We start from the raw sequence: 22323 nt of genomic DNA on the forward strand, positions 1-22323 counted from the left end.
TCAGGCGTCCTCGCGCAGGCGGTCGAGCTCCTCCTCGACGATCGACTCGTCGAGCTTCGTGAAGACCGGCGTCGGCTTGCCGACCGGCGTCCCGGGCACGACGGCGCGCGGCTGCCACGAGGGGATGCCCTCGCCACCCTGCCCGCTCCGGTAGTCCCCGGTGATCACCGGGTAGTGCCGCGAGTCGTCGTCGAGGTCGGTGACCTCCTCGATGCGCGGCTGCGGAGCGAACGTGCCGGTGCCGCCGAACGCCTCGTGCACCTGCTGCGCCGAGTGCGGCAGGAACGGCGACAGGATCGTGTTGAGGTCGCTCACGGCCTGCGTCACCGTGTGCAGCACGGTCCCGAGCCGCTCCGGGTCCGTCTTGAGCTTCCACGGCTCGGTGTCCGACACGTACTTGTTCACCTCGCCGACCGTCTTCATTGCCTCGGCCACGGCCGCGCGCTGACGGTGCGACGCGATGAGGTCGCCGACCCGGCCGAACGCCGTGGTCGTCGTCGCGAGCACACCCTCGTCGATCGGGTGGCGCTCGCCCGGCGTCGGGATCTCGCCGAAGTTCTTGTGCACCATGCTCGCCGTGCGGTTCACGAGGTTGCCCCAGCCCGCGACGAGCTCGTCGTTCGTGCGGCGCTGGAAGTCCGCCCACGTGAAGTCGACGTCCTGCGTCTCCGGGCCGGCCGACGCCACGTAGTAGCGGAACGCGTCCGGCTGGTAGCGCGCGAGCATGTCGCGCACGTAGATGACGACGCCGCGCGACGACGAGAACTTCTGCCCCTCGACGTTGAGGAACTCGCTCGAGACCACCTCGGTCGGCAGCTGCAGGTTCCCGTACGGGCCCGGCGCCCCGCCCTTGTTCCCGCGCCCGTCGTAGGCCAGCAGCTCGGCCGGCCAGATCTGGGAGTGGAACGTGATGTTGTCCTTGCCCATGAAGTAGTACGACCGCGCCTCGGGGTCGTTCCAGTAGGCGCGCCACGCGTCGGGGTCACCCGTGCGGCGCGCCCACTCGATCGACGCCGACAGATACCCGATGACCGCGTCGAACCACACGTACAGACGCTTGCTCGGGTTGTCCTCCCAGCCCTCGAGCGGGACGGGGATGCCCCAGTCGATGTCGCGCGTCATGGCCCGCGGCCGCACGTCGTCGAGCAGGTTGAGGGAGAACTTCAGGACGTTCGGGCGCCACGCCGTGCGCGTGCGCAGCCAGTCGCCCAGCGCGTCGACGAACGCCGGCAGGTCCAGGAAGAAGTGGTTCGACTCGACGAACTTCGGCGTCTCGCCGTTGATCTTGCTCTTCGGGTTGATGAGGTCGATCGCGTCCAGCTGGTTGCCGCAGTTGTCGCACTGGTCGCCGCGCGCGCCGTCGTACCCGCAGATGGGGCACGTGCCCTCGATGTAGCGGTCCGGCAGCGTGCGGCCCGTCGACGGCGAGATCGCGCCCATCGTCGTCTGCTCGACCATGTAGCCGTTCTTGTGCACCGTGCGGAACATCTCCTGCACGACGGCGTAGTGGTTGCGCGTCGTGGTGCGCGTGAACAGGTCGTAGGTCAGCCCGAGCTGCTGCAGGTCCTCGACGATCACCCGGTTGTACCGGTCCGCGAGCTCCTGCGCGCTGACGCCCTCCTTGTCCGCCTGGACGAGGATCGGTGTGCCGTGCTCGTCGGTGCCCGACACCATGAGGACGTCGTGACCCGCCATCCGCATGTGCCGGCTGAAGACGTCCGACGGGACACCGAAGCCTGCGACGTGACCGATGTGGCGCGGGCCGTTCGCATACGGCCACGCCACGGCCGAGAGGATGTGGGTCATGGGGCCCGATCCTAGTCGGCCGCCCCGCGCTGCCGGTCAGGCGTCCGTCGTCGCGTCCGGTCGCGTCCGGTCGCGTCCGGTCGCGCCAGGGGATGAGGCGGCGGGCCTACCATCCGCCCGCTCGTTCCTCGCGGGCTCCCGCCAGGCCCACCACGGCCCGCCGCCTCATCCCCTGTCCCGACCTCGGCGGTCGGGTCACCCCGCGCGGTCCGTGGTGCCCGACGCCGTATGCCGGCCCGTGCGGCCGGGTCGCCTCGGCGAGGTGCGGGACGAGCGGGCCGGAGCCGAGGGGGCGCGGGTCGTGGCGGGTCTGGCGGGAGCCGCGAGGGACGAGCGGCGGATGGTAGACCCGCGCCCCCTCGGTGCAGGACCGCGGACGCGACCACGACCGCCCGACCACGACCGCGCGGACCCGGCGCGCAGACGACGGCGGGCCCGCGACCTCCGGAGAGGTCACGGGCCCGTCGAGAGCCGAGCGTCGGCTCAGTACCAGTTGACGGCCTGCGAGTGCGACCAGGCGCCGCACGGGGTGCCGTACGAGCCGGCGATGTAGTCGAGGCCCCACGCGATCTGGGTCGCCGGGTTGGTGGCCCAGTCGGCGCCCTTGCTCGCCATCTTCGAGCCGGGGAGGGACTGCGGGATGCCGTAGGCGCTCGACGTCGGGTTGTCCGCCGACGGGTTCCAGTTGGACTCCTTGGTCCACAGCTGCTCGAGGCACTGCCACTGCGAGCCGGTCCAGCCGCGCTCGGCCGCCATGAGCTGGCCGATCGTGCGCGGGTCCTTCGGACGCTCCTTGGTGCCGCGGACCACGACGGCGTCGACGGGGGCCGTGGTGACCTCCTCCGACACCGGCTCGCGCAGCCACTCGGCACCGTCGACGAGCGTGACGTCGGTGACCGTGGTCGTGACGCCGTCGCGGCCTTCCTGCTCGACCACGACGGGGTCGTCGCTGTAGCGCGCGGCGTCCGTCTTCTCGACGGTCTTGTGCGGGACGGGCGTGGTCTTCTCCTGGCGCTCGACGACGACGCGCTGCACGACGAGCGACACAGTGGGCGCCTCGGCGGCGGCGGGCGTGTCGGCGGCGGCGTCGCGTGCCGCCGAGGCGTCCGCGCTCTCCGCGGCCACGCGCCGCACGCTCACGCGGTCGAGCTCGCCGAGCTCGATGCCCCGGTCGGCGAGCAGGGCGTCGACGCCGGCGCCGCCGTCGGGCGCGACCGTGGTCTTCCCGTCGGCCACGACGTTCACCGGTCCGTCGGTGTCGAGGTCGAGGTCGAGCGAGGCGCGGTCGCCGGAGCGGGACGCGACGAGCCGCACGTCGCCGCCGCGCTCGGAGAGGCTCTGGAGCGCCTCGTCGGCGTCGAGCGCCGTGAGCCAGACGTCGGACTGCTCGCCGTCGGTCTGGACCGTCACCTGCTTGCCGAGGCGGACGACCACCTCGGCGCCGTCCTCGAGGGACGCGTCGGCCTCGGGGGCGACGAGGTCGCGGGAGTCGACGTCGACGCCGGCGGCGTCGAGCGCTCCCTGCACGGACCCGGCGACGGTCGTGACGGTCCGGATCTCGCCGTCGACGTCGAGCGTCACGGTCTTCTGGGCTTCGCCGTAGGCGACGGCACCGGACCCGACGAGGGTCACGGCGGTCACGGCGGAGATGGTGGTCCAGCGGCGGCGGCGCGTGGCACGCAGGGTGCGGGCGGCGCGGGCGGCCGTGCGGGACGGACGGGGGGCGTCGGGCGAGGGCGACGCGCTCGGGGTCTCGGTCGGGTCGGTCGGGTTCGCGGGCGCGCTCGTGCGCAGGCGGAAGAGGTTCTGCACTCTGGTCCAGTCGTCAGGGGTCCCGGGCACGGGCGGTCGACGGCACGCTGGCAGCGCATTCTCGAGCACCGGCGTGCCGTGGCACGGGCGTCACCGAGGTCGACCCGCCGATCCGGCGGTCCTCCGGCGTCGCCGCTCACGCACTGGCGAGCGACCGCCATGTCCCAGCCTGGCCGCAAACACCCAAGAGGGGTCGACCGCACAATGGGACACCCGACCGTAACCGATTCGTTATCGAGGGCCAAACCGGCAGGCCACCGCGTCGACCGCGAAGCCGTCGCCGGACAGCGACGCACAAGATCGGACTGCGACGCGCGAGATCGACCCGTCGGTCGTGAGGTCGACCTTCCGAGGGTCGATCTCGCGACGCCCGGGTCGATCTCGCGGTCAGCTCGCCGGCGCGATGCTCACGCGGAGCAGGCGGTCGTCGCCGTCGCGCGGCTCGCCCCGCCCGTCGGTGTTGTTCGTCAGCACGTAGAGCACGGCGCTCCCGTCCTCCCCGGGCGGGGTCGCGGGGCCCACGACCACCGTCCGCAGCCGCCCGAGGTCGGTGAGCACGGCCTGGGGCGCGCCGAACGCGTCGGGCGAGGCCCCGCCGTCGGGCGACGCGAACGGGACGCGCCACAGCGTCTCGCCCCGCAGGCCGGCGAGGTACGCACCATCGCGCGTGGCCGCGAGGCCGCTCGGCGACGCGTCGCTGGTCGCCCACGTCGTCACCGGGTCGACGAACCCGGCACCGGCACCACCCGTGCCCTCGACCTCCGGCCAGCCGTAGTTACCGCCCGCCTCGACGACGTTCAGCTCGTCGAACGTGTCCTGACCGAACTCGCTCGCGAGCATCCGTCCCGTCGCGTCCCACGCCAGACCCTGCACGTTGCGGTGCCCGAGACTCCAGACGGGCGACGCCGGGTCGGGGTTGCCGGGAGCGGGAGCGCCGTCCACGGTCACGCGCAGGATCTTGCCGGCGAGCGAGGCGGGGTCCTGGGACGCGCCACGCTGCTGGGCGTCGCCCGTCGCGACGTAGAGGAAGCCGTCCGGACCGAAGGCGAGCCGGCCGCCGTCGTGCGTCGACGCGGCGGGGATCCCTTGGACGACGGGCGTCAGCGCGGACAGCTGACCGCCGGAGAGCGTGCCGCGCAGCACCTCGTTCCCGCCCTGGGCCGTGCGGTGGACGAACACCTCGCCCGGCGCGTCGCCGTCCGCGGGACCGATCGCGACGCCGAGCAGGCCCGCCTCTCCCCCGGTCACCGTGCCGTCCCGCAGCTCGTCCGCACCCGGCCCACCGACGGGCACGACCCCACCCGTCGCCGGATCGACGACGACGAGCGCACGCTCGTCCCGCAGCGACACGAGCAGCGTCCCGTCCGGCAGCGGCGCGAGACCCCACGGCGCGTCGAGGCCCGTCGCGACCTCGGCAACCTCCACCCGGACCTCCGGCACGACGACGAGCCCGGGCTCCGCGGACGGCGCGGGGGTCTCGGAGGGCTCCGGTGCCGCCGACGTCTCGGCAGGGGTCGTCGTCGTGCCCGACGGCGCAGGCGTCGCCCCTCCCGACCCGTCGCCCGTGCACGCCGCGAGGAGGGCCGCGAGGACCGCGCCGGTCGCGGCGAGGCGCCCGTGCGCCGTCGTCCCCGGTCGAGCTGGCATGGCTCCATCGTGACCCGGACGTCACGGAGCCGCACACGCTCGACGCGCGGATCCAGTGATGCACGTCACACTGGAACCACAGGGGTGTGATCCGCACGCCCGGGCCTGAAGGAGGCCGCCATGCACCCGAAGGTGCTCAGCTTCGTCGTCGCCGCGATCGCTTACGGTGTGACTCTCCTCGTCGCGAACCTCGTGCTCAGCGGGATGCACATGAGCTGGTTGTGGGGGATCGTCGCCGTCGCGCTCTTCACCGTGACCATCACGCTGCTCCGCCCGCTCGTCGTCCGGCTCCTCGGCAAGCACGTGCACGGCTGGACCTGGACGCTCGGCCTCGTGACGGTGCTCGGGTCGCTGATCGTCACGACCCTGCTCTCGCCGTCGAGCGGCTTCGACATCGACGGGATCTGGACGTGGGTGTGGGCGACGCTCATCGTGTGGGTCGGGACGGTCGTGTACGACCTGGTCGACGACCGTGCCGTCGCCGCCGCGGGTCGCCGCGTGGAGCGGTACCAGCAGGGTCGCCGCGGCCAGACGCCGCCGACCGCAGCGCCCGCCTGAATGACCTGCGTCGCTCACCTGGCGTGAGGGTCCGGGTGGGGGCGGATGCCACCTGTGCGCGTGGTCGTGCACGTCGACGGGCGGCGGTCGGGCGCGGACGTCGCCTGCGCGGGTGCGGCTACTGGAGGCGGGTGAGGCCTCGCTTGAGGCCGCGGATGGCCTGGCCGATGCGGTGCTCGTTCTCGATGAGGGCGAACCGGACGAACTCGTCGCCGCCCGGGCCGAAGCCGACACCGGGCGAGACGGCGACGTCGCACTCCTCGACCAGGTGGGTCGCGAACTCGATCGAGCCCATGTCGCGATAGGGCTCGGGGATGCGCGCCCAGGCGAACATCGTGCCGCCGGGCTTGTGGATGTCCCAGCCGATGCGCTGCAGGCCGTCGTACAGGGCGTCGCGGCGCGACTCGTAGACGGACGAGATCTCCTGCGGGAACTCGGTCGCCTCGTTGAGCGTCACGGTCGCCGCGATCTGGATGGGCTGGAAGGTGCCGTAGTCGAGGTAGCTCTTGAGCTTCGCGAGCGCGCCCACGACGTCGCGGCGGCCCACGAGGAACGCGACGCGCCAACCCGCCATGGAGAAGGACTTCGTCATCGAGTAGAGCTCGACCGCGACCTCGCGCGCGCCGTCGCACTCCATGATCGACGGCGGCCGGAACCCGTCGAACGTCATGTCGGCGTAGGCCAGGTCGTGGACGAGGACGACGTCCTTGTCCCGTGCCCAGTCCACGAGGCGCTGGAGGTCCTCCTTGGTCGCGACCGTCGTCGTGGGGTTGTGCGGGAACGACAGCACGACGACGCGCGGCTTGGGCCAGCCCAGCTCCCAGGCTTCGATGATGCGGTCGATGTACCCCGCGGCGTCGGTCCCGTCGCCGATGGGGACCTGGCGCGCGTCGGCGCCCGCGAAGTAGGGGCCCCAGATGTGGATGGGGTAGCTCGGCGTGGGGACGAGCGCGACGTCGCCCGGCTGCAGCAGCACCCACATGAGGTGGCTGAAGCCCTCCTTCGCGCCGATCGTCGAGATGATCTCGGTCTCGGGGTCGAGGTTCACGCCGAACCGGCGCTGGTAGAGCCCCGCGACGGCCTCGCGCAGCTTGGGGATGCCGCGCGACGCGGAGTAGCGGTGGTTGCGCGCGTTGTGCGCGGCCTCGGCCAGCTTGTCGACGGCGATCTGCGGGCTCGGGAGGTCCGGGTTGCCGAAGCCGAGGTCCACGACGTCGCGCCCTGCTCGGCGTGCCTCGATCTTGAGCCCGTCGATGATCGTGAAGACGTAGGGCGGCAGACCGGGGATCCGGCGGAACTCCATCGCAGTGCTCCTGCTCGTTCGGGCGTGCCCGCGCGGGCTCGCGGGACTCGGGTCCCGGCAGCGTACGCCCGTGAGCCACGAGCCTGCCTCCGTTTCCGCACCGCCGGATGCCCTGTCGCGCGCGTCGCGCGGGCCCCTACCGTGGACAGGAGTCGCGACGGCGACGTCGTCGAGGACGCCCGGCCTACGACCCGACCGAGGAGCTCCCATGCTGGTGCCCTACCTGACCGTGCACGACGCGGCCGCCGCGATCGACTTCTACAGTCGCGCGTTCGGCGCCCGGGAGACCGGCGAGCGCTACGTCGAGGACGACGGCCGGGTCGGCTTCGCCGCGCTCGAGGTCGGCGGCGACGCGTTCTTCGTCTCCGACGAGTACCGCGAGGTGGGCGCGTACGCTCCCGCGACGGTCGGGCACTCGACCGTCGCCGTCGTCCTCGGGGTGGCCGACGTCGACACGACGTACGCGGCCGCCGTCGCTGCCGGCGCGACACCCGACCGCGCGCCGAGCGACCAGGGCACCGAGCGCCGCGGCTGGCTCGTCGACCCGTTCGGCCACCGGTGGGCGCTCGAGTCACCGGTCCGCTGACGCGACGGCGCCCCGCGAGTCCGCGCGCGCTCGGGGCAGCAGTCCGCGCGCGCTCGGGTCAGGCGGCTCACGCCCCCGACGACCACCCGAGGTTGCGGGCCATCTGCTGGAGCGTCGCGACCGTCGTCGCGTACCGCTCGGGCGGGATCCCCTCGGCGACCCGCTCGCGCGAGCGTGACACCGCGTCGAGCAGGTCGTGGTACGCGTGGTTCCCGGCGAGCGTGACCGACAGCCCGGCGTCGGACCGCGCGACCCACCCCCGGCGCACGAGGTCCTCGACCTCGGCGCTGACCGACGCCGCGTGCCCGCCGCCGCCAGCGCCCGTGAACGGGGAGAGCACCCCGTCGACCGCGGTCTCCTCGCTCACGCCGTCGCGGATCGTGTTGAGGACCTGCCAGTGCCGACGCGTGAGACCGGTGTGCTGGAACACCTCGTCGAAGCTCTCGTCGATGAGCCGGTCCACGAGCTTGAGCCAGTAGCCGATCGGGCGGTCGGTCGTCATGCGGTCCTCCACGCGGTGCTCGGGCGTCCTCCCACTGTGGCACCTCGGCGCACGGTGCGCCCGGCGTCCCGCAGCGGTGCGGACGGTGGCAGAGTGGGCGGTATGAGCGAGAGCACGCGGGCGCCGCGCCGCGCCCTGATCGTCGTCGACGTCCAGCCCACGTTCTGCGAGGGCGGCGAGCTGGGGGTCGAGGGCGGGAACGCCGTCGCGCAGCGCATCGCCGACCACGCGCGCGAGCACCGCGACCGCTACGACCTCGTCGTCACGACCCAGGACTGGCACGTCGACCCGGGCGAGCACTGGAGCGCGGCGCCGGACTTCGTCGACACGTGGCCGCCGCACGGCATCGCGGGCTCCGCGAACGCCGAGCTCCACCCGGCGCTCGCGGACCTCGCGCCCGACGCGTCCGTGAAGAAGGGTGAGTACCAGGCCGCGTACTCCGGCTTCGAGGGGGTCGACGACGCGGGTCGCGCGCTCGCGGACGTGCTGCGCGACGCCGAGATCGGCGCGGTCGACGTCGTGGGCATCGCCGAGTCGCACTGCGTGCGCGCGACGGCGCTCGACGCCCATGCGCTCGGCCTGGGCACCCGGGTCCTCACCGACCTCACCGTGCCGGTCACGCCCGAGCTCGGCGCGGCGGCGCGCGAGGAGCTCGCGGCGGCGGGCGTCACGCTCGAGGAGAGCGGCGCGGCCTGAGCGCACCCGCCCGGGCGGCGTCGAAATGCCCTCCCGGCACGTCGGTGCCGAGCGCTACTCTTCGGCGTGCTGCCGTCGGCGCCGTGCCGACGCCCCTGATCTCCGGAGCGACCTCATGCCGCGCTTGACCCTGCGCACCCCCGCCGCCCTCCTCCTCGGTGTCGCCCTGCTCGGCACGAGCGCGTGCGGGCTCCTTCCCGGTTCGGAGCCCGTGCGCGACGACGCCGGCGCGATCACCGAGGCCGACACCGACGCGGACGTCTTCAGCCTCACGATCGGCGACTGCACCACGGACCCCGAGGACGTGAGCGCCGAGGCCGAGGAGGTCTCGACCGTGCCCGTGGTGCCCTGCGCCGAGCCGCACGACAACGAGGTCTACGCCTCCACGATGCTCCCCGACGGCGACTACCCCGGCGAGGACGCCGTGCTCGAGTCCGCCGACGCGCACTGCTACGACGCGTTCGCGGGCTTCGTGGGCATGGCCTACGAGGACTCGGTCTACGACTTCTGGCCGATGTACCCCACCGCGGCGAGCTGGTCGCAGGGCGACCGCGAGGTGCTCTGCCTCGTCTACCACGGAGAGCTGGAGCCGGTCACCGGCACCCTCGAGGGCATCGCCGGCTGATCACCGGGCGGTCACGCCGCTCCCGGCAGCACCGACTCCGCGGCGCTCACCCCTTGCGGGCCTCGAGCGCCGCGGCGTAGAGGTCACGCTTGGGCACCCCGGAGCCCGTCGCGACGTCCGCGACGACGTCCTTGAGCCGCTCCCCGCCGTCGACGCGCGCGAGCACGGCCGGGACGAGCTCGGCGACCGGGACCGGGCCCCGCGCGGGCGCACCGCCGACGACGACGCAGATCTCCCCCCGCAGCTGCTCGGCCGCGGCCCGTTCCGCAAGCTCGCCGAGCGTCCCCCGCAGGACCTCCTCGTAGGTCTTCGTCAGCTCGCGCGCGACGGCCGCGGGCCGGTCCACGCCGAACGCGTCGGCCATCGCCGCGAGCGCCTCCGCGACGCGATGGGGCGCCTCGAAGAACACGAGCGTGCGGGCCTCGTCGACGAGCGCGGCCAGGGTGCGCGACCGGTCTCCCGCCTTGCGCGGCAGGAACCCCTCGAAGCAGAAGCGGTCGGTCGGCAGCCCGGAGAGCGCGAGCGCGGTGAGCACGGCGCTCGGCCCGGGCGCGGTGGTCACCGGGACGCCGCGCTCGACCGCGCGCGCCACGACGCGGAAGCCCGGGTCGGACACGCTCGGCATCCCGGCGTCGGACACGACGAGCACGGTCCCCCCGCCCTCGACCACGTCGAGCAGGTCGTCGGCGCGCTCCGACTCGTTGTGCTCGTGGAAGCTCATGACGCGCCCGCCGACCTGGACGCCGAGCCGGCCCGCGAGACCGTGCAGCCGGCGCGTGTCCTCGGCCGCGACGACGTCGGCCTCGGCGAGCAGACGACGCAGGCGCGGGCTCGCGTCCTCGGCGTTGCCGATCGGCGTGCCCGCGAGCACGAGGTGACCCGCCTCGCGAGGTGCGGCTGCGGCGTCGGGCAGGTCGGTCGCGGGGCTCATGCTGCCCAGGGTTCCACACGGGCGACCCCCTACGATGGCCTGCGTGTCCCAGCCGCCCGTCGACGCGCACCCCGGGTCGACGTCCCCCGCACCCGTGCCCGACGACGCCCCGCGACACGAAGACGACGGATCTCCCGGGGCCGTCGCGGCCGCCGTCGGCGAGGCCGACGGCGCCGACGACGCCCCGGAGCTGACGCACCGCGAGCGCCTCCTGCTCGCACTGCTCGGCCCGCGTCGTCTGGCGCTCGGCGCGACGGCGCACGACCGGCTGTGGGGCTGGCTCGGCGTGGCGATCGTCGCGGCCGTGGCTGCGGTGCTGCGCCTGTGGAACCTGGGCCGACCGGGCACCCTGGTCTTCGACGAGACGTACTACGTCAAGCAGGCGTACACGCTGCTGCGTGTCGGGTTCGAGGCGGACTGGCCCGAGGAGCCGAACCCGGCGTTCGAGGCGGGCGACGTCGACACCTTCCTCCCGACGGCCGACTACGTGGTCCACCCGCCGCTCGGCAAGTGGATGATCGCGCTCGGCATGAAGGCGTTCGGCGGCGCGGAGAACCCGTGGTCGTGGCGCATCGCGTCGGCGGTCGTGGGCGTGCTCGCGGTGGTGCTCGTGGCGCGCATCGCCCGCCGCCTCTTCGCGTCGACGGCGATGGGGATCGTCGCGGGCGGGCTGATGGCCGTCGACGGTGCGGCGATCGTCCACGCCCGCACGGGCCTGCTCGACAACATGCTGATGTTCTGGGTGCTCGTCGCGTTCGGGTGCCTGCTGCTCGACCGCGAGCAGGCACGGCGGCGGCTCGCGGACCGGTGCGGCGCGATCCTCGACGCCGGGGGCAGCATCGGCCGGTACGGGCCAGGTGGGATCAGCGGCCTCGGCTGGCGCTGGTGGCGCTTCGCGGCCGCCGTGTCGCTGGGTCTCGCGTGCGGCGTCAAGTGGTCGGGCCTGTACTTCCTCGCCGTGTTCGCCGTGCTCTCGGTGCTGTGGGACGCCACGGCGCGCCGCACGGTCGGCATCAAGCGGTGGTGGGAGGACGCGCTCCTCGTCGACGCGATCCCTGCGGCGCTCGTCATGCTCCCGACGGCCGCCCTCGCCTACCTCGCGACGTGGGCCTCGTGGTTCCGCACGCCCACGTCGTACATGCGGCAGTGGGCCGTCGAGAACCCCGGCGAGGGCGTGCCGTGGCTCCCGCCCGCGCTGCGCTCCCTGTGGGAGTACCACCTGAAGATGTGGGACTTCCACACCGGGCTCTCGTCCGAGCACCCGTACGAGTCCCACCCGCTCGGCTGGATCGTGCAGTGGCGTCCGACGTCGTTCTACTGGCGGTCCCAGGACGCGGGCGAGGCGGGGTGCGAGGTCGAGCGCTGCGCGCGGGCGATCACCTCGCTCGGCAACCCCGTGCTGTGGTGGGCGGCGGCGCTCGCCGTGGTCGTCACCGTCGTCCTGCTGCTGCGGCTCAAGGACTGGCGCGCGCTCGCCGTGCTCAGCGGGCTCGTCGCCGGCTGGGTGCCGTGGTTCGCGTACCCGGAGCGGACGATCTTCACCTTCTACTCGATCGTCTTCACGCCGTGGGTCGTCCTGACGCTCGTGTACGTGCTGACCGTCGCGCTCGAACGGACGGAGCACTCACGCGTCGGCCGCTCCCGCGTCCGGGTCGGCATCACCGTGCTCCTCACGACGATCGCCGCCGTCACCGTGTTCTTCTACCCGGTCTGGACGGGGATGCAGGTGCCGTACTGGTTCTGGCACCTGCACATGTGGCTGCCGAGCTGGATCTGAGTCACTGGTAGCTGACGAAGTCCGGGATCGGGCGGATCGCCCACGTCTGCTCGGGCGTGAGCATCGGCGCGTCCTCGTCGTAGAAGTTCTTCCAGCCCCAGAACACCCCCGTCGGCGCGTCCCGGTGCAGGTTCGCCCACGTCGCGGCCTTCGCCTCCTGACCACCCTGGCCGTCGGCGTGGATCACGACGGCGAGCTCCGGGTGCGCGGTGTCGAGCCGCGCGCGGTCGGCGATCATCGAGGTCCGGAACTGGTGCAGCAGGAAGATCTTCTGCGGCAGACGGCGCTCGCGGACCAGCCCGGCGAGGTAGTCGCCCACGGCGTTCACCTCGTCGACGCCCACCGAGCCGATCTGCTCGAGGTGCACCTCGTCGGGGCCGAGCCGCCACTCCGGGTCGAGCGCGACGCCGACGTGCGGCTCGACGACCAGGTCCTCGTACGCCCGGACCTGCGTGAGGAAGTCCGTGCGCCCGGGCTGGAAGTCCAGCACCACGTAGACGCCGGCGTCGCGGGCCGCGTCCACGTAGGGCCGCGCGAGGTCGGCCGACCGCTCGTTCGAGTAGTTCCCGTCGCCGCCCGCCGAGCCGGACGCCACCGTCGTGATGATCTCGAGCGTCGGCACCACGGGCTCCCCCGTCAGCGCCTCGTAGCGCGCCGCGTGCTCCTGCGCGCGGGCGATCGTCGCGGGCACGTCCTGCTCGCCGAGCACGCCGAGCACGGGTGCACCGGGCGACCCGTACAGCGCGACGTACCGCTTGCCGGGCAGCGCGATCTGGCCCCCGCCCGGCAGCTCGACGCCCGTCGCGGCCGTCTCGACGCGCCACGTGAGGTCCTCGGGGGTGCCGAACGACGGGCCGAGCCCCACGGTGCCCGACGTCGCGCCGTCGGCCCGGGCGTCGTGCACGCCCTGGACCGTGGCGGACGTCGCGCGCGGGTCGCCGCCTGGGACGTCGAGCACCGTGGCGCCCGACGCGCGGGCGGTCGCCCCGGCGACGCCGCTCGCCGGCGTGGTGGTCAGGTCCGTCAGCGCGAGGATGCCCGCCGACGTCTCGGGATCGCCCGTGGCAGGCAGGTCGTCCAGCGCCGCGTCGAGCGCCGCGGCGTCCGGCTCGCCCCCGGGCGCCACGTCCGCGGGATCCACCACGACCGTCACCAGGTGGTCCAGGCCGGGGACGCCGGCCGTGCTCGACGGCGTGGGCGCGGCTTGCGCAGCGGCCTCGACGACCACGGCCCCCTCGACGCCCAGGCGGCGCAGCTCCTCAGCCACACCGTCCCCGCCGTCCGCTTCCTGCACGACGAGCACCGGGCCCGCGACGGACTCGGCGGCGGCACCGGCCGCGGCGAGCGTCGCCGCGTCGGCGGCCGACGCGGCCGGCACGAGCACCGCGAGCGGCGAGTCCTCGAAGAACGTGCGGCTCGCGGAGAGGGTCAGCCCGGCGGGGTCCTCCTCCGGCAGCGTCGCCACGCCCTCGACCGCCGCGGCCCGCGCCGACGGTGCCGGCGGCGCCTCCGTCGTCGTACTGCCGCTGCCGCTCGGGCTGGGCCCCGGGGACGAGCCGCCCGTGCAGGCCGCCAGCCCCGTCGCCACCGCGAGGACGGCAGCGGGGCCGAGCACGCGCCGTCGGGCACGGGTGCGGGCGGACCCGGCAGGGTCCCGGACGGGGTGAGAGCGGAGAACGACCATCCGGTCGATGGTCGCAACGTGCCGGACGCCGCGCGACCTCAGCGAGGGATCGCGGCGGTGTCGTCCGTCACGCCGTGAAGTCGGCTCACCAGTCGACCTGCGGCGTGGGGTGGAACGCGCGGCCGTCGCGCCGCCACGTGCCCGCCTCGACGGCGACACGGCGGCGGAAGTCCTCCCAGTCCTTGCGCTCGGGCGTCGTCCAGGCGACCTCGGCCACCGCGGACAGGCGCGGCAGGAGCATCGTGAACAGGTCGTCGGTCGTGACGATCCGCTCCGTCCAGACCGCTCCCTCGACGCCCTCGATCGACGACGGCGGCAGGCCCTCGACGACGTCCTCCGGCTCCCACTCGTAGGAGTCGCGCAGCTCGACGAGCCCGGCCCACTGCTGGCCGAGCGGGAAGTCGGCGGTGTACTTCATGTCGAGGTAGACCTTGTTCGCCGGGGACATCAGGACGCGCGCGCCGGCCCGCGCGGCGTCGGCCAGGTAGGTCAGGTCGGCCTTGTGCGTGTCCCAGTACTGGACGATCGTCCCCGGCCGCAGCGGGGCCTTCGCCGCCTCCTGCCACGCGACGGGCGTCTTGCCGGTCTCGCGGATGATGCGCTCGCACAGCTCGACGAACCGTGCGTACTCGTCCGGCTCCATCGTCAGCACCTCGTCGCCGCCGAAGTGCACGTGCTCGCCGTCGGTCGCGTGCGCCAGGTCGGTGAAGACGTCCCGCAGGAAGGGCACGGTCGCCGGGAGGTCGAACGTGAGCCGGGAGAAGCCCACCTCGATGCCGGTGTACGCGTCGGTGGGCACGCCGTCGGGCCGCAGCTCCCCGTACACGTGCGTCGCGGCGTTGATGTGCCCCGGCACGTCGATCTCCGGCACGACCCGCACGAAGCGCTCCGCCGCGTAGTCCTGCAGCGCCCGGAAGTCGGCGAGCGACAGGTGACCGCCCTTCCCGCCCGAGCAGTCGCCGTCGGAGGAGAGCTTCGCGAGCTCGGGGCGCGACGGCGTCTCGATCCGCCAGCCCTGGTCGTCGGTGAGGTGCAGGTGCAGCACGTTGAGCTTGTACGCGCTCAGCACGTCGACCACCGCGCGCAGCGCCTCCGGGCCGGAGAAGTGGCGCGCCACGTCCACGGACAGCCCGCGCCACGGGTAGCGGGGCGCGTCGTGCACGACGACGAGCGGCAGCCGCGCGGTCGGCTCGCCGGCCGCCGCGTCCGGGTCGGGCTCGACGAGCTGGCGCAGGGTCTGTGCGGCGTGCAGCAGCCCGGCGGCGGTCGGGGCGGAGAGCGTCGCGCCGTCGGCGTCGACGACGAGCGAGTAGCGCTCGTCGCTCGTGGAGGCGTCCGGCCCCGCCTCGGGGTCGACACGGAGGTCGAGGCGCAGGTCGACGCGCGGGCTGACACCCGGGCCGACCGGGACCTGCCCGGCGCCCGTGGGAAGGGTCGCCCGCAGGAGCCGGGTGACGAGGTCCTCGAGCCCGGCGGCCGTGTGCTCGTCGAGGCCGTGCGTGCGGACGGCGACGCCGGTCAGGGAGACGTGACCGTCACCGGGGCGGACGTCCAGGGGCAGCGGGATGAGCGAGACCATCGGAACCTCGTTGTCGTGGGCTGGTCGTACGGCGGCCGATCGAATCGATTCGGCATTTGTGAGGAACACACCGTAACCCGCGAGCCGGTGCCGGGCCAAGGCGCCCCGTGCGAGACCTACGGGGCCGCCGCGACATACCGCGGCGCGGGCTCGAGCGCCAGCACACCCGCGACGTCGAGGGCCGGGTCGGACGATCCCGTCGTCCACCCGGGGACCGCACCCGTCGGCGAACCGGCGACCACGCCGCCCCACGCGTCGACCCGTCGCTCGTAGCCGCCCGAGGCGATCGACTGGACGACGACCGCGACCTCCCCCGCTCCGGCGTCGAGGTCCGTGAGGCCGCGCACGGCGTCGGCCGCCGGCGCCTGCACCACGAGCAGCTTCTGCGGGAGGGCGTTCGCACGCACCGTCTCGCCCAGCAGCACCGCCACCGCCTCGACCTCGGCCGCGTCGACCGTGCCGGACCGGACCGACCCCCGGCGCGCGGACACGTCGAGCGCGACCCCGACGCCCGGGAGCGCCAGCAGGCCGGCGTACTCCGCGACCTGCTCGTCGAACGTCGCGCGCCCCGGCTCGAAGGACAGGACGACGTGCACGCCGGCGGCAGCGGCCGCGTCGACGAACGGGCGCAGCTCGTCTGCCGGCACCTCGGTCGAGTAGTCGCCGTCCACCCCGGCGTTCGACGACGACCGGGTCGTCCGGACCTCGACGACCGGGACCGCCGGGCTGCCGCCCTCCGCCGCGAAGGCGTCCGCCGCCGTGCGCGCGTCCGCGAGCGCCTCGGCGGCAGCCTCGGCGTCGACCGCCTCGAGCCGCGAGGTGACCGCGTCCGCCCCGACCGCGACGTACCGCGCGTCCCGGGAGAGCACGAGCTGCGTCCCTGACGGCAGCAGGGTCCCGGACTCCGCGGACCGCACGCGCCAGCCGAGCTCCTGGGACGTGCCGAACTCCTCACCGATCCCGACGACGCTGAGCGCCTTCGCCTCGGAGATCGTCTCCACGACGGACGCGTCGGCGCGCGGGTCACCACCGGCGACCTCCACGGGGAGCGCACCGGCTGCGCGCGCGGTGGCCACAGCGGCGACCTGCGCCTCGCCGGGCTGCGCGAGGACCAGCACCTCCGTGAGCACGTCGGCCTCGCCCAGGGAAGGCAGCGCGTCCCGCAGCTCCTCGAGGTCGCGGGGGTCGATCTCCCCCGAGGGCGTCAGGGCGTCGACGTCGAGGCGCACGCTCGTCACGTCGTCGAGCCCCTCCACGGCCTCGGAACGGTCACCGGCGTCGGACCCGTCACCGGCGGCCCCGCCGGCCTCCGCGCCACCCGGGGGCACCGGGTCCTCGTCGACCTCGACGACGGCGACCGCCCCGAGGCGGTCGAGCTCCGTCCGGACGCCGCCGTCCGAGATCCCGCCACCCACGAGCAGCACCGGCGCCGTGAGCGGTCCGGCGACGGCCGCCGCGGTCGCCTGGGCCGCGACGTCGTCCGCCGCCGCGAGCACCACGACCGGTGCCGCGTCGAAGAAGGTCTGGCTGGACGTGAGCGCGAGCTCCGCCGGGTCGGCGGAGCCCAGCACGAGCACGCTGTCCGCCGGCTCCGCCGCACGCGCGACCTGCGTGGGGCCGCGCGAGGCGCCCTCGGCACCCGCAGGCTCCGCGGCGCACCCGGACAGCACCGGGACGACCGCCACGGTCAACGTGGCAGACGCGGCGAGCGTGACGAATCGGACCTTCCGTGGGTTCACGCCCCCATCATCGCGTACACCCGGGAGCCGATCGACCCGGCACGTGACGGAGTGGTGAAGAGCGGACCGTGACACACCCGGCCAGGACCTGGCGGCGGCATGTCGTACCAGGGCATACTGGCCGCGCCGTGCCCACGAACCGAGGAGCGACTTCGATGTCCACCCCCGACCAGCCCCAGCAGCCGCAGGAGCCGAACCCGTCCGGACCGCCGTCCTTCGGCGGACCGCAGCAGGGCGGCTCCCCGCAGTACGGGGCGTCGACGCCGCAGAGCGGAGCGCCGCAGTACGGGGCGCCGCAGTCTCCCCAGTACGGCGCACCCCAGGCCCCGCAGTACGGCGAGTCGACGCCGGGCTACAACGCGCCCGCGCAGAACCCGGGCAAGACCATGGGCATCGTCGGCTTCGTCCTGTCGTTCCTCGGCTGCCTGTCGATCGTCGGCATCATCCTGAGCATCGTCGCGCTCAACAAGTCCAAGAAGGCCGGCTACAGCAACGGCCTGGCGATCGCCGGCATCATCATCGGCGTCCTGGTGCTCATCGGCACCATCATCGGTGGCTGGCTCTTCTGGGAGGGCATCCAGATCGTCAACGAGGCATGCTCCGGCGTGCCGTCCGGCGAGACGGTCGTCTACGAAGGCGTCAACGTCACCTGCCCGTGACACCTGGGGTTCCCTGACCCGGGGTCGCGACCACGACGGTGGTCGCGGCCCCGGGTTTTTTCGTCCCGTCGGGCCGGGTGCCGACGACGCGAGGCGCCGTTGCGAGGCGGCCACCCGGTCGCCGAGATCCGACCGGTGCGCCGGCACACCGTCCGCGAGCTGCGCGACCGCCTTGCCGAGACGCCGCCCCTGGACGAGTCGTACGAGACCGACGTGGCCGGCGCCCTCGCGATGGTGACCACCGAGGAGGGCGCCGACCCGTGGGCCGACGCCTGATCGTCGACACGAACGTCCTCATCGGGATCGAGCGCGGCCGCCCGGACGTGCTCGGCCTGCTCGCCGACGACGACGAGCTCGCCATCGCCGCCGCCACCCGGGCCGAGCTCCTCGTGGGCGTCGAGCTCGCACCCGACGCCGCCACGGCTGCGACGCGGCGAGCGACGGTGGACTCGATCCTGGACTCCGTCGAGGTCCTCGACTACTCCGGCACGACCTCGATCCACCACGCGACCCTGCTGGCCCACACCCGTGGCACGGGCACACTCCGTGGCGCCGTCGACCATCCCGCACGTCGTGTTCTACGAGCCCCGCTTCCCCGGCAACACGGGCAACGCGATCCGGCTGGCGGCGCTCACGAGGAGCGCCTGCACCTCGTCGAGCCGCTGGGGTTCGAGATGGACGGGACGACATCGTTCACCGGCGTGACGTACCGGCCTGACGACGTCCTGCTATCCGGCCCCGAGCCCACCGGCCTGCCCGACGACGTCCTTGCGCACCCGCGCATCACGGACCAGCTGATCATCCCGATTCTCCCGGGACGACGCTCGCTCAACCTGACGAACGCGGCGTCGGTCGCCGTGTACGAGGCGTGGCGCCAGACCGGCTTCGCGGGGGGCTCGCCTTTGAGGTAGTGCTGACTGCGGCCGTCCAGAGGAATTTGGCGACAGGTGTGAAACCAGCGAAACATTCCGAGACCGGCGGCTGTCAACCGCGCTCCACGTGCTCGTGCAACCTGCCGCTCTCAAGCCTGTAGACATGATTTGCGCGGCCCGCCAGGGTGGGATCGTGAGTGACCAGGACGAGTGCGCAGCGGCTGCGGCGGCTGGCGACGTCGAAGAGGAGTTCGGCAGCCTCGTCGCGCAGCTCGGTGTCGAGTCCACCGGTCGGTTCGTCGGCGAGGAGGATCGTCGGTGAGTTGATCAACGCCCTGGCCAGGGCTGTGCGCTGCGCTTCACCTCCCGACAGGTCGCGGGCCCGCGTGCGCGCGGGCCGCAAGGTCGCCATCACGGCAGAGTTCGGTGCGCAGCAGCTCGACGGCGCGGGCGGGCAGCGGGGTTCGGGGCATGACGACTCCTCGGGTCGACGGTCCAGAGCCTCGGCCGTACGACACGCCGCCCCGCCGGCACGAGGCGGCGTGCCAGTCTCAGATGTGCGCGGCCAGCGGAGAGCATCCCTCGCGGGAGAGGTCAGGCGCGTGCGCTCCCGTCCTAGACCCGACCCTGTGGATCACTCGAACAGCGAGAGCGTGATCGTCGAGGTGTAGTGGCCAGGCACGGTGTTCGGGGCCGTACGCAGGAACAGGTCCGCCGTCGCGGTCCACTGCCCCTCCTGGGCGATCTCACCGGAGTCCCAGGCAAGCGCCAACAGCTCCTGGTCCACCAGGCCGGGCCCTTCGTCCAGCGCGGTGCCGACCATGTCGCCCTCGGCCACTCCACCCGACTCTCCACCGTCGACGAGCTGCGGCGCCCAGCCCAGGTGGTCGGCCGAGATCTCCGGCTGACCGGCATCACCGATGAACCCGGAAGCCGTACCGAGCACGTACCAGTACGCACCCTCCGCGATCTCGTCCGGCGCACGTGTGTCGGTCACCGTCACCGCGGGCAGAGCTCCGGTGAACTGACGCACCGCCGCAGACGAGCCCTCCTCGGTCAGCTCGACCGCCTCGTTCGCGACGCTCAATGCGAGCACACCCGGCTCATCGATCTCTGCGATCTCGACGCTGACCCCGACCTCGGCGTCATCGGGCTCGGCCCCTTGGGCGACGGTCGAGCTGACGACACCCGTCATCAGTACGCAACACACCCCCCCGGCCAGCACCTGGACCGCCCTGAACCTGCCTGTGCTCACGTCGACTCTCCGTTCCTCAGCCGGGCCCCCGCCCGACGACATCCCACCCCGGCCGGCGGGGACCGCCAGCCGGAGACCTCTCGCGGGCCTCACGCGCATGACTCAGGCCCGTACCGCACCTCGACCACCGACGACTCCTCCGCGCCACTGAGCGAAGCCGTCACCGTGACCTGCCCGGCAGAGAGCTCGCCGGCGCGTGTGGAGAACGCGAGCGTGACGCGCTTGCCCGCGCCGACCCCGGCCACGCTCTTCGAGCCGAATGCCGACTCGACCACGACATCCACCGGCACGTCCTCGTCGTTCCGGGCCTGAACCGCGAGCACCGCCCTGTTCGCGATGCAACGCACATCGACGGCCGCAGTCACGTCGACCACCGGCGCATCCCCACCACACTCGACCCGGGCCTCCGCCCAGTCCGCGTGATCGAAGTTCTTGCCGTTCGTCGCCTCGTCCGCGACCAGCTGCAAGCGCGTCACTCCGGTCACGTCCACGGAGAACGGCACCCCGCCGTCGTCGTTCGTGATGACGTCTGTCTCGCCGAGGAGCACGCCGTCCCCGTAGACCTGGAAGCGCACCGAGCCGACCCCGGTCGATGTCCCCTCGAGTACCTCGTCGTCGATACCGACGATCGCCTCGAACGTGGTGCACGTCCCGCCGAGCCACGCAGTCACCGAGCCGGTCGCATGCATACCGAGACCCTTCTCGTACGTGACGCCCGCGATCGTGATCGGCTGACCGTCAGAATTGCCGTTCTCGCCGTTCGACATGTCTCGTTCGACCGCGCCGTAGCCGTTGGTGGTCTCCAGCCACTCGAGGTCGGAGACGTAGGCCGCCTCGGTCAACGAATCGGGTCGCATCCACACCGTCGACTGGCTCCACGCCGTGTACTCCTGGTCGCCGACCTGGTACGTCGCGCGGACAGGGATGTCGATGGTGCCCGAGGCGCTACCGGCCGGGATGGTGACGGTCCAGGTGCCGTTGACGACATCGCCAGCACCGAGCTCGTCCGCGGTCACCAGCGAACCCGTCACCTCCCATTCCTCCGGGACGTCCGGAACGACCGACACGTGAGTCACGTCGTGGTCAGCGACCGAGAACTGGGCACTGATCTTCAGAGGCGTTCCGGCCTGGACCTCGTCCACCTCCGCCGGGTCGACCACCAGGCTTGCGGCCGGCATGAGGTCGACCGGCTCGAGGCACGTCTCTCTCCCGGGCTCCGCGGCACACACCACCGCGGCGAACCCGCCGTTGGCCACCGTGGGGATGGTCAGCGTGTCGTCGGTCGTGGAGCGGACTGTCCGCGTCACCGTCGCGTCGCCGGTGCTGCCGTCGACCAGGAGATCCACGATGACGTCGTGGCTCTCGGAGAGTCCGGCGAGCGGGAGTGCCAGCGACTCTCCCGATCCAGCACGCATGCCGGCGGCGAACCAACGGTCACCGGCCTGACGCCCGAGCACCACGGACTGCGCCGGCGTGCCGCTCAGCAGCCTGGTCTCTTCCCAGTGCGCCGGGATGTTCTGCAGGAACGGGAGCGCGTTCGGCTCGGTCGCGTACGACTCCGGCTTGTCCGCGAAGTGCTGCCATCCGGACTCGTAGGCGATCCCCTTGGCCACCTCGTGTGCTCTGGAGTGGTTCGCACTGCCGCGTGAGAAGACGGTGGGCGTGAAGTCCATCGAACCCACCACGTTGCGCGTGAACGGGAGGATCAGGTTGTGCGGAGCGGTGGGGTAGTTCTCCTCGCCGCGCACGGACTCGTAGGACATGATGTGCGGCCAGGTTCGCTGCATGCCCGTGGGCAGCGAGGAGCCGTGGAAGTTGATCATCAGCTCGTGCTCCGCCGTGTCGACGGCGACGGCGTCGTACCAGCGGTGGATCGCCTGACTGTCGGAGTCCATGAAGTCGACCTTGATCCCGCTGACGCCCCAGGACTTGAGCCTCGGGAGCCACTCGTCGCGCTGCGCCTGCGTCTGCAGGTCGTTGCTGTGGAACCAGGCGATGACATCGACGCCCTTGGTGTGCGCGTACCGGACCGTGCGCGGCACCCACGTCGCGTTCCAGCCCTCGTCGAGCAGGACGTACTCCCATCCCTGCTCCGCGGCAAGGTCGATGAAGTCGCGCTGACGGGCCTCGTCGCGCGGGCTGCCCGGTTCCGTGAGCCAGCTCCAGCTGGAGATGCCCGGCTTGATCCACGAGGCATTCTCGCCGGCGAGCTGGTTCGGTGTCGCGAGGTCGTCCACGAGCGTGGACTCGACGATCGTGTCCAGGCCGCCGACGATCGCGACCCGCCAGGGC

At 73.0% G+C, this 22323-nt stretch carries 19 protein-coding genes and 2 pseudogenes; 9 read left to right on the forward strand and 12 right to left on the reverse strand.

What is annotated here, in order from left to right; genetic code table 11:
• The 3 genes from metG to AC4H2G_RS17585 all read right to left on the reverse strand — a co-directional run bounded on the left by metG (window position 1) and on the right by AC4H2G_RS17585 (window position 5265).
• Window positions 1–1806, reverse strand: a complete 1806-nt coding sequence (gene metG, locus AC4H2G_RS17575) for a methionine--tRNA ligase (protein WP_494367016.1) — start codon at window positions 1804–1806, stop codon at window positions 1–3.
• Between the two features lie 483 nt (window positions 1807–2289).
• Window positions 2290–3648 (reverse strand): resuscitation-promoting factor, encoded by a 1359-nt coding sequence (locus AC4H2G_RS17580; protein WP_494367017.1) that lies wholly within the window; start codon window positions 3646–3648, stop codon window positions 2290–2292.
• Window positions 3649–4005: 357 nt separating this feature from the next.
• Window positions 4006–5265: a PQQ-dependent sugar dehydrogenase gene (locus AC4H2G_RS17585; protein ID WP_494367018.1), complete on the reverse strand. Its 1260-nt coding sequence runs from the start codon at window positions 5263–5265 to the stop codon at window positions 4006–4008.
• 120 nt (window positions 5266–5385) lie between these two features.
• Here AC4H2G_RS17585 and AC4H2G_RS17590 point away from each other — a divergent pair, with 120 nt between their 5' ends.
• Window positions 5386–5823, forward strand: coding sequence for a hypothetical protein (locus AC4H2G_RS17590; protein WP_494367019.1), 438 nt, complete (start codon window positions 5386–5388; stop codon window positions 5821–5823).
• 118 nt (window positions 5824–5941) lie between these two features.
• Here AC4H2G_RS17590 and AC4H2G_RS17595 read toward each other — a convergent pair whose 3' ends face one another.
• Window positions 5942–7126, reverse strand: coding sequence for an aminotransferase class I/II-fold pyridoxal phosphate-dependent enzyme (locus AC4H2G_RS17595; protein WP_494367020.1), 1185 nt, complete (start codon window positions 7124–7126; stop codon window positions 5942–5944).
• A gap of 208 nt (window positions 7127–7334) precedes the next feature.
• On the opposite strand from AC4H2G_RS17595, the gene AC4H2G_RS17600 reads away from it, so the two are divergent.
• Window positions 7335–7712: a VOC family protein gene (locus AC4H2G_RS17600; RefSeq protein ID WP_494367021.1), complete on the forward strand. Its 378-nt coding sequence runs from the start codon at window positions 7335–7337 to the stop codon at window positions 7710–7712.
• A 67-nt stretch (window positions 7713–7779) separates the two neighbouring features.
• Here AC4H2G_RS17600 and AC4H2G_RS17605 read toward each other — a convergent pair whose 3' ends face one another.
• Entirely contained in the window at window positions 7780–8214 is a 435-nt protein-coding gene (locus AC4H2G_RS17605) for a MarR family winged helix-turn-helix transcriptional regulator (RefSeq protein WP_494367022.1), read from the reverse strand.
• Between the two features lie 102 nt (window positions 8215–8316).
• On the opposite strand from AC4H2G_RS17605, the gene AC4H2G_RS17610 reads away from it, so the two are divergent.
• Window positions 8317–8910 (forward strand): isochorismatase family protein, encoded by a 594-nt coding sequence (locus tag AC4H2G_RS17610; protein ID WP_494367023.1) that lies wholly within the window; start codon window positions 8317–8319, stop codon window positions 8908–8910.
• Window positions 8911–9025: 115 nt separating this feature from the next.
• The gene (locus tag AC4H2G_RS17615; protein ID WP_494367024.1) at window positions 9026–9535 is read left to right on the forward strand and encodes a septum formation family protein; all 510 of its coding nucleotides are present in this window, start codon (window positions 9026–9028) and stop codon (window positions 9533–9535) included.
• 46 nt (window positions 9536–9581) lie between these two features.
• On the opposite strand, the gene rsmI is transcribed toward AC4H2G_RS17615, so the two are convergent.
• Window positions 9582–10466 (reverse strand): 16S rRNA (cytidine(1402)-2'-O)-methyltransferase, encoded by an 885-nt coding sequence (gene rsmI, locus AC4H2G_RS17620; protein WP_494367025.1) that lies wholly within the window; start codon window positions 10464–10466, stop codon window positions 9582–9584.
• 34 nt (window positions 10467–10500) lie between these two features.
• Here rsmI and AC4H2G_RS17625 point away from each other — a divergent pair, with 34 nt between their 5' ends.
• Window positions 10501–12243, forward strand: a complete 1743-nt coding sequence (locus AC4H2G_RS17625; RefSeq protein WP_494367026.1) for a dolichyl-phosphate-mannose--protein mannosyltransferase — start codon at window positions 10501–10503, stop codon at window positions 12241–12243.
• A gap of 1 nt (window position 12244) precedes the next feature.
• Here the strand turns inward: AC4H2G_RS17625 and AC4H2G_RS17630 are convergent, their stop codons facing one another.
• From AC4H2G_RS17630 to AC4H2G_RS17640, 3 genes are all read right to left on the reverse strand, one after another.
• Complete coding sequence (locus AC4H2G_RS17630) at window positions 12245–13927, reverse strand: hypothetical protein (protein ID WP_494367027.1); 1683 nt, start codon at window positions 13925–13927, stop codon at window positions 12245–12247.
• An 85-nt stretch (window positions 13928–14012) separates the two neighbouring features.
• Complete coding sequence (locus tag AC4H2G_RS17635) at window positions 14013–15506, reverse strand: beta-N-acetylhexosaminidase (protein WP_494367028.1); 1494 nt, start codon at window positions 15504–15506, stop codon at window positions 14013–14015.
• A gap of 116 nt (window positions 15507–15622) precedes the next feature.
• A complete protein-coding gene (locus AC4H2G_RS17640) occupies window positions 15623–17245 on the reverse strand; it encodes a hypothetical protein (protein WP_494367029.1) in 1623 nt (540 codons plus the stop codon).
• A 155-nt stretch (window positions 17246–17400) separates the two neighbouring features.
• Here AC4H2G_RS17640 and AC4H2G_RS17645 point away from each other — a divergent pair, with 155 nt between their 5' ends.
• The 4 genes and pseudogenes from AC4H2G_RS17645 to AC4H2G_RS17660 all read left to right on the forward strand — a co-directional run bounded on the left by AC4H2G_RS17645 (window position 17401) and on the right by AC4H2G_RS17660 (window position 18815).
• Window positions 17401–17904: a DUF4190 domain-containing protein gene (locus tag AC4H2G_RS17645; protein WP_494367030.1), complete on the forward strand. Its 504-nt coding sequence runs from the start codon at window positions 17401–17403 to the stop codon at window positions 17902–17904.
• 135 nt (window positions 17905–18039) lie between these two features.
• Window positions 18040–18180, forward strand: a complete 141-nt coding sequence (locus tag AC4H2G_RS17650) for a hypothetical protein (protein WP_494367031.1) — start codon at window positions 18040–18042, stop codon at window positions 18178–18180.
• A 47-nt stretch (window positions 18181–18227) separates the two neighbouring features.
• A pseudogene (locus AC4H2G_RS17655) lies at window positions 18228–18371 on the forward strand (hypothetical protein); the annotation flags it as partial.
• A 94-nt stretch (window positions 18372–18465) separates the two neighbouring features.
• Window positions 18466–18815: pseudogene (locus AC4H2G_RS17660) on the forward strand (tRNA (cytidine(34)-2'-O)-methyltransferase).
• A gap of 73 nt (window positions 18816–18888) precedes the next feature.
• Here the strand turns inward: AC4H2G_RS17660 and AC4H2G_RS17665 are convergent.
• The 3 genes from AC4H2G_RS17665 to AC4H2G_RS17675 form a co-directional block, all read right to left on the reverse strand.
• Entirely contained in the window at window positions 18889–19188 is a 300-nt protein-coding gene (locus tag AC4H2G_RS17665; protein ID WP_494367032.1) for an ATP-binding cassette domain-containing protein, read from the reverse strand.
• A gap of 222 nt (window positions 19189–19410) precedes the next feature.
• Window positions 19411–20073 (reverse strand): hypothetical protein, encoded by a 663-nt coding sequence (locus AC4H2G_RS17670; protein WP_494367033.1) that lies wholly within the window; start codon window positions 20071–20073, stop codon window positions 19411–19413.
• A gap of 47 nt (window positions 20074–20120) precedes the next feature.
• Window positions 20121–22323, reverse strand: a 2203-nt coding sequence (locus AC4H2G_RS17675) for an NPCBM/NEW2 domain-containing protein (protein WP_494367034.1), incomplete at its 5' end; no start/stop codon positions are given.

Source organism: Cellulosimicrobium sp. BMG9.23, assembly GCF_059159985.1.

What these genes read in the sequence shown, in the direction of transcription:
- metG (WP_494367016.1), bottom strand. Translation starts at nt 1,806, where the DNA reads ATGACCCACATCCTCTCGGCCGTGGCGTGGCCGTATGCGAACGGCCCG.
- AC4H2G_RS17605 (WP_494367022.1), bottom strand. Translation starts at nt 8,214, where the DNA reads ATGACGACCGACCGCCCGATCGGCTACTGGCTCAAGCTCGTGGACCGG.
- AC4H2G_RS17635 (WP_494367028.1), bottom strand. Translation starts at nt 15,506, where the DNA reads ATGGTCTCGCTCATCCCGCTGCCCCTGGACGTCCGCCCCGGTGACGGT.
- rsmI (WP_494367025.1), bottom strand. Translation starts at nt 10,466, where the DNA reads ATGAGCCCCGCGACCGACCTGCCCGACGCCGCAGCCGCACCTCGCGAG.
- AC4H2G_RS17590 (WP_494367019.1), top strand. Translation starts at nt 5,386, where the DNA reads ATGCACCCGAAGGTGCTCAGCTTCGTCGTCGCCGCGATCGCTTACGGT.
- AC4H2G_RS17665 (WP_494367032.1), bottom strand. Translation starts at nt 19,188, where the DNA reads ATGGCGACCTTGCGGCCCGCGCGCACGCGGGCCCGCGACCTGTCGGGA.
- AC4H2G_RS17645 (WP_494367030.1), top strand. Translation starts at nt 17,401, where the DNA reads ATGTCCACCCCCGACCAGCCCCAGCAGCCGCAGGAGCCGAACCCGTCC.
- AC4H2G_RS17595 (WP_494367020.1), bottom strand. Translation starts at nt 7,126, where the DNA reads ATGGAGTTCCGCCGGATCCCCGGTCTGCCGCCCTACGTCTTCACGATC.
- AC4H2G_RS17610 (WP_494367023.1), top strand. Translation starts at nt 8,317, where the DNA reads ATGAGCGAGAGCACGCGGGCGCCGCGCCGCGCCCTGATCGTCGTCGAC.
- AC4H2G_RS17615 (WP_494367024.1), top strand. Translation starts at nt 9,026, where the DNA reads ATGCCGCGCTTGACCCTGCGCACCCCCGCCGCCCTCCTCCTCGGTGTC.
- AC4H2G_RS17585 (WP_494367018.1), bottom strand. Translation starts at nt 5,265, where the DNA reads ATGCCAGCTCGACCGGGGACGACGGCGCACGGGCGCCTCGCCGCGACC.
- AC4H2G_RS17600 (WP_494367021.1), top strand. Translation starts at nt 7,335, where the DNA reads ATGCTGGTGCCCTACCTGACCGTGCACGACGCGGCCGCCGCGATCGAC.
- AC4H2G_RS17625 (WP_494367026.1), top strand. Translation starts at nt 10,501, where the DNA reads ATGGCCTGCGTGTCCCAGCCGCCCGTCGACGCGCACCCCGGGTCGACG.
- AC4H2G_RS17630 (WP_494367027.1), bottom strand. Translation starts at nt 13,927, where the DNA reads ATGGTCGTTCTCCGCTCTCACCCCGTCCGGGACCCTGCCGGGTCCGCC.
- AC4H2G_RS17670 (WP_494367033.1), bottom strand. Translation starts at nt 20,073, where the DNA reads ATGTCGTCGGGCGGGGGCCCGGCTGAGGAACGGAGAGTCGACGTGAGC.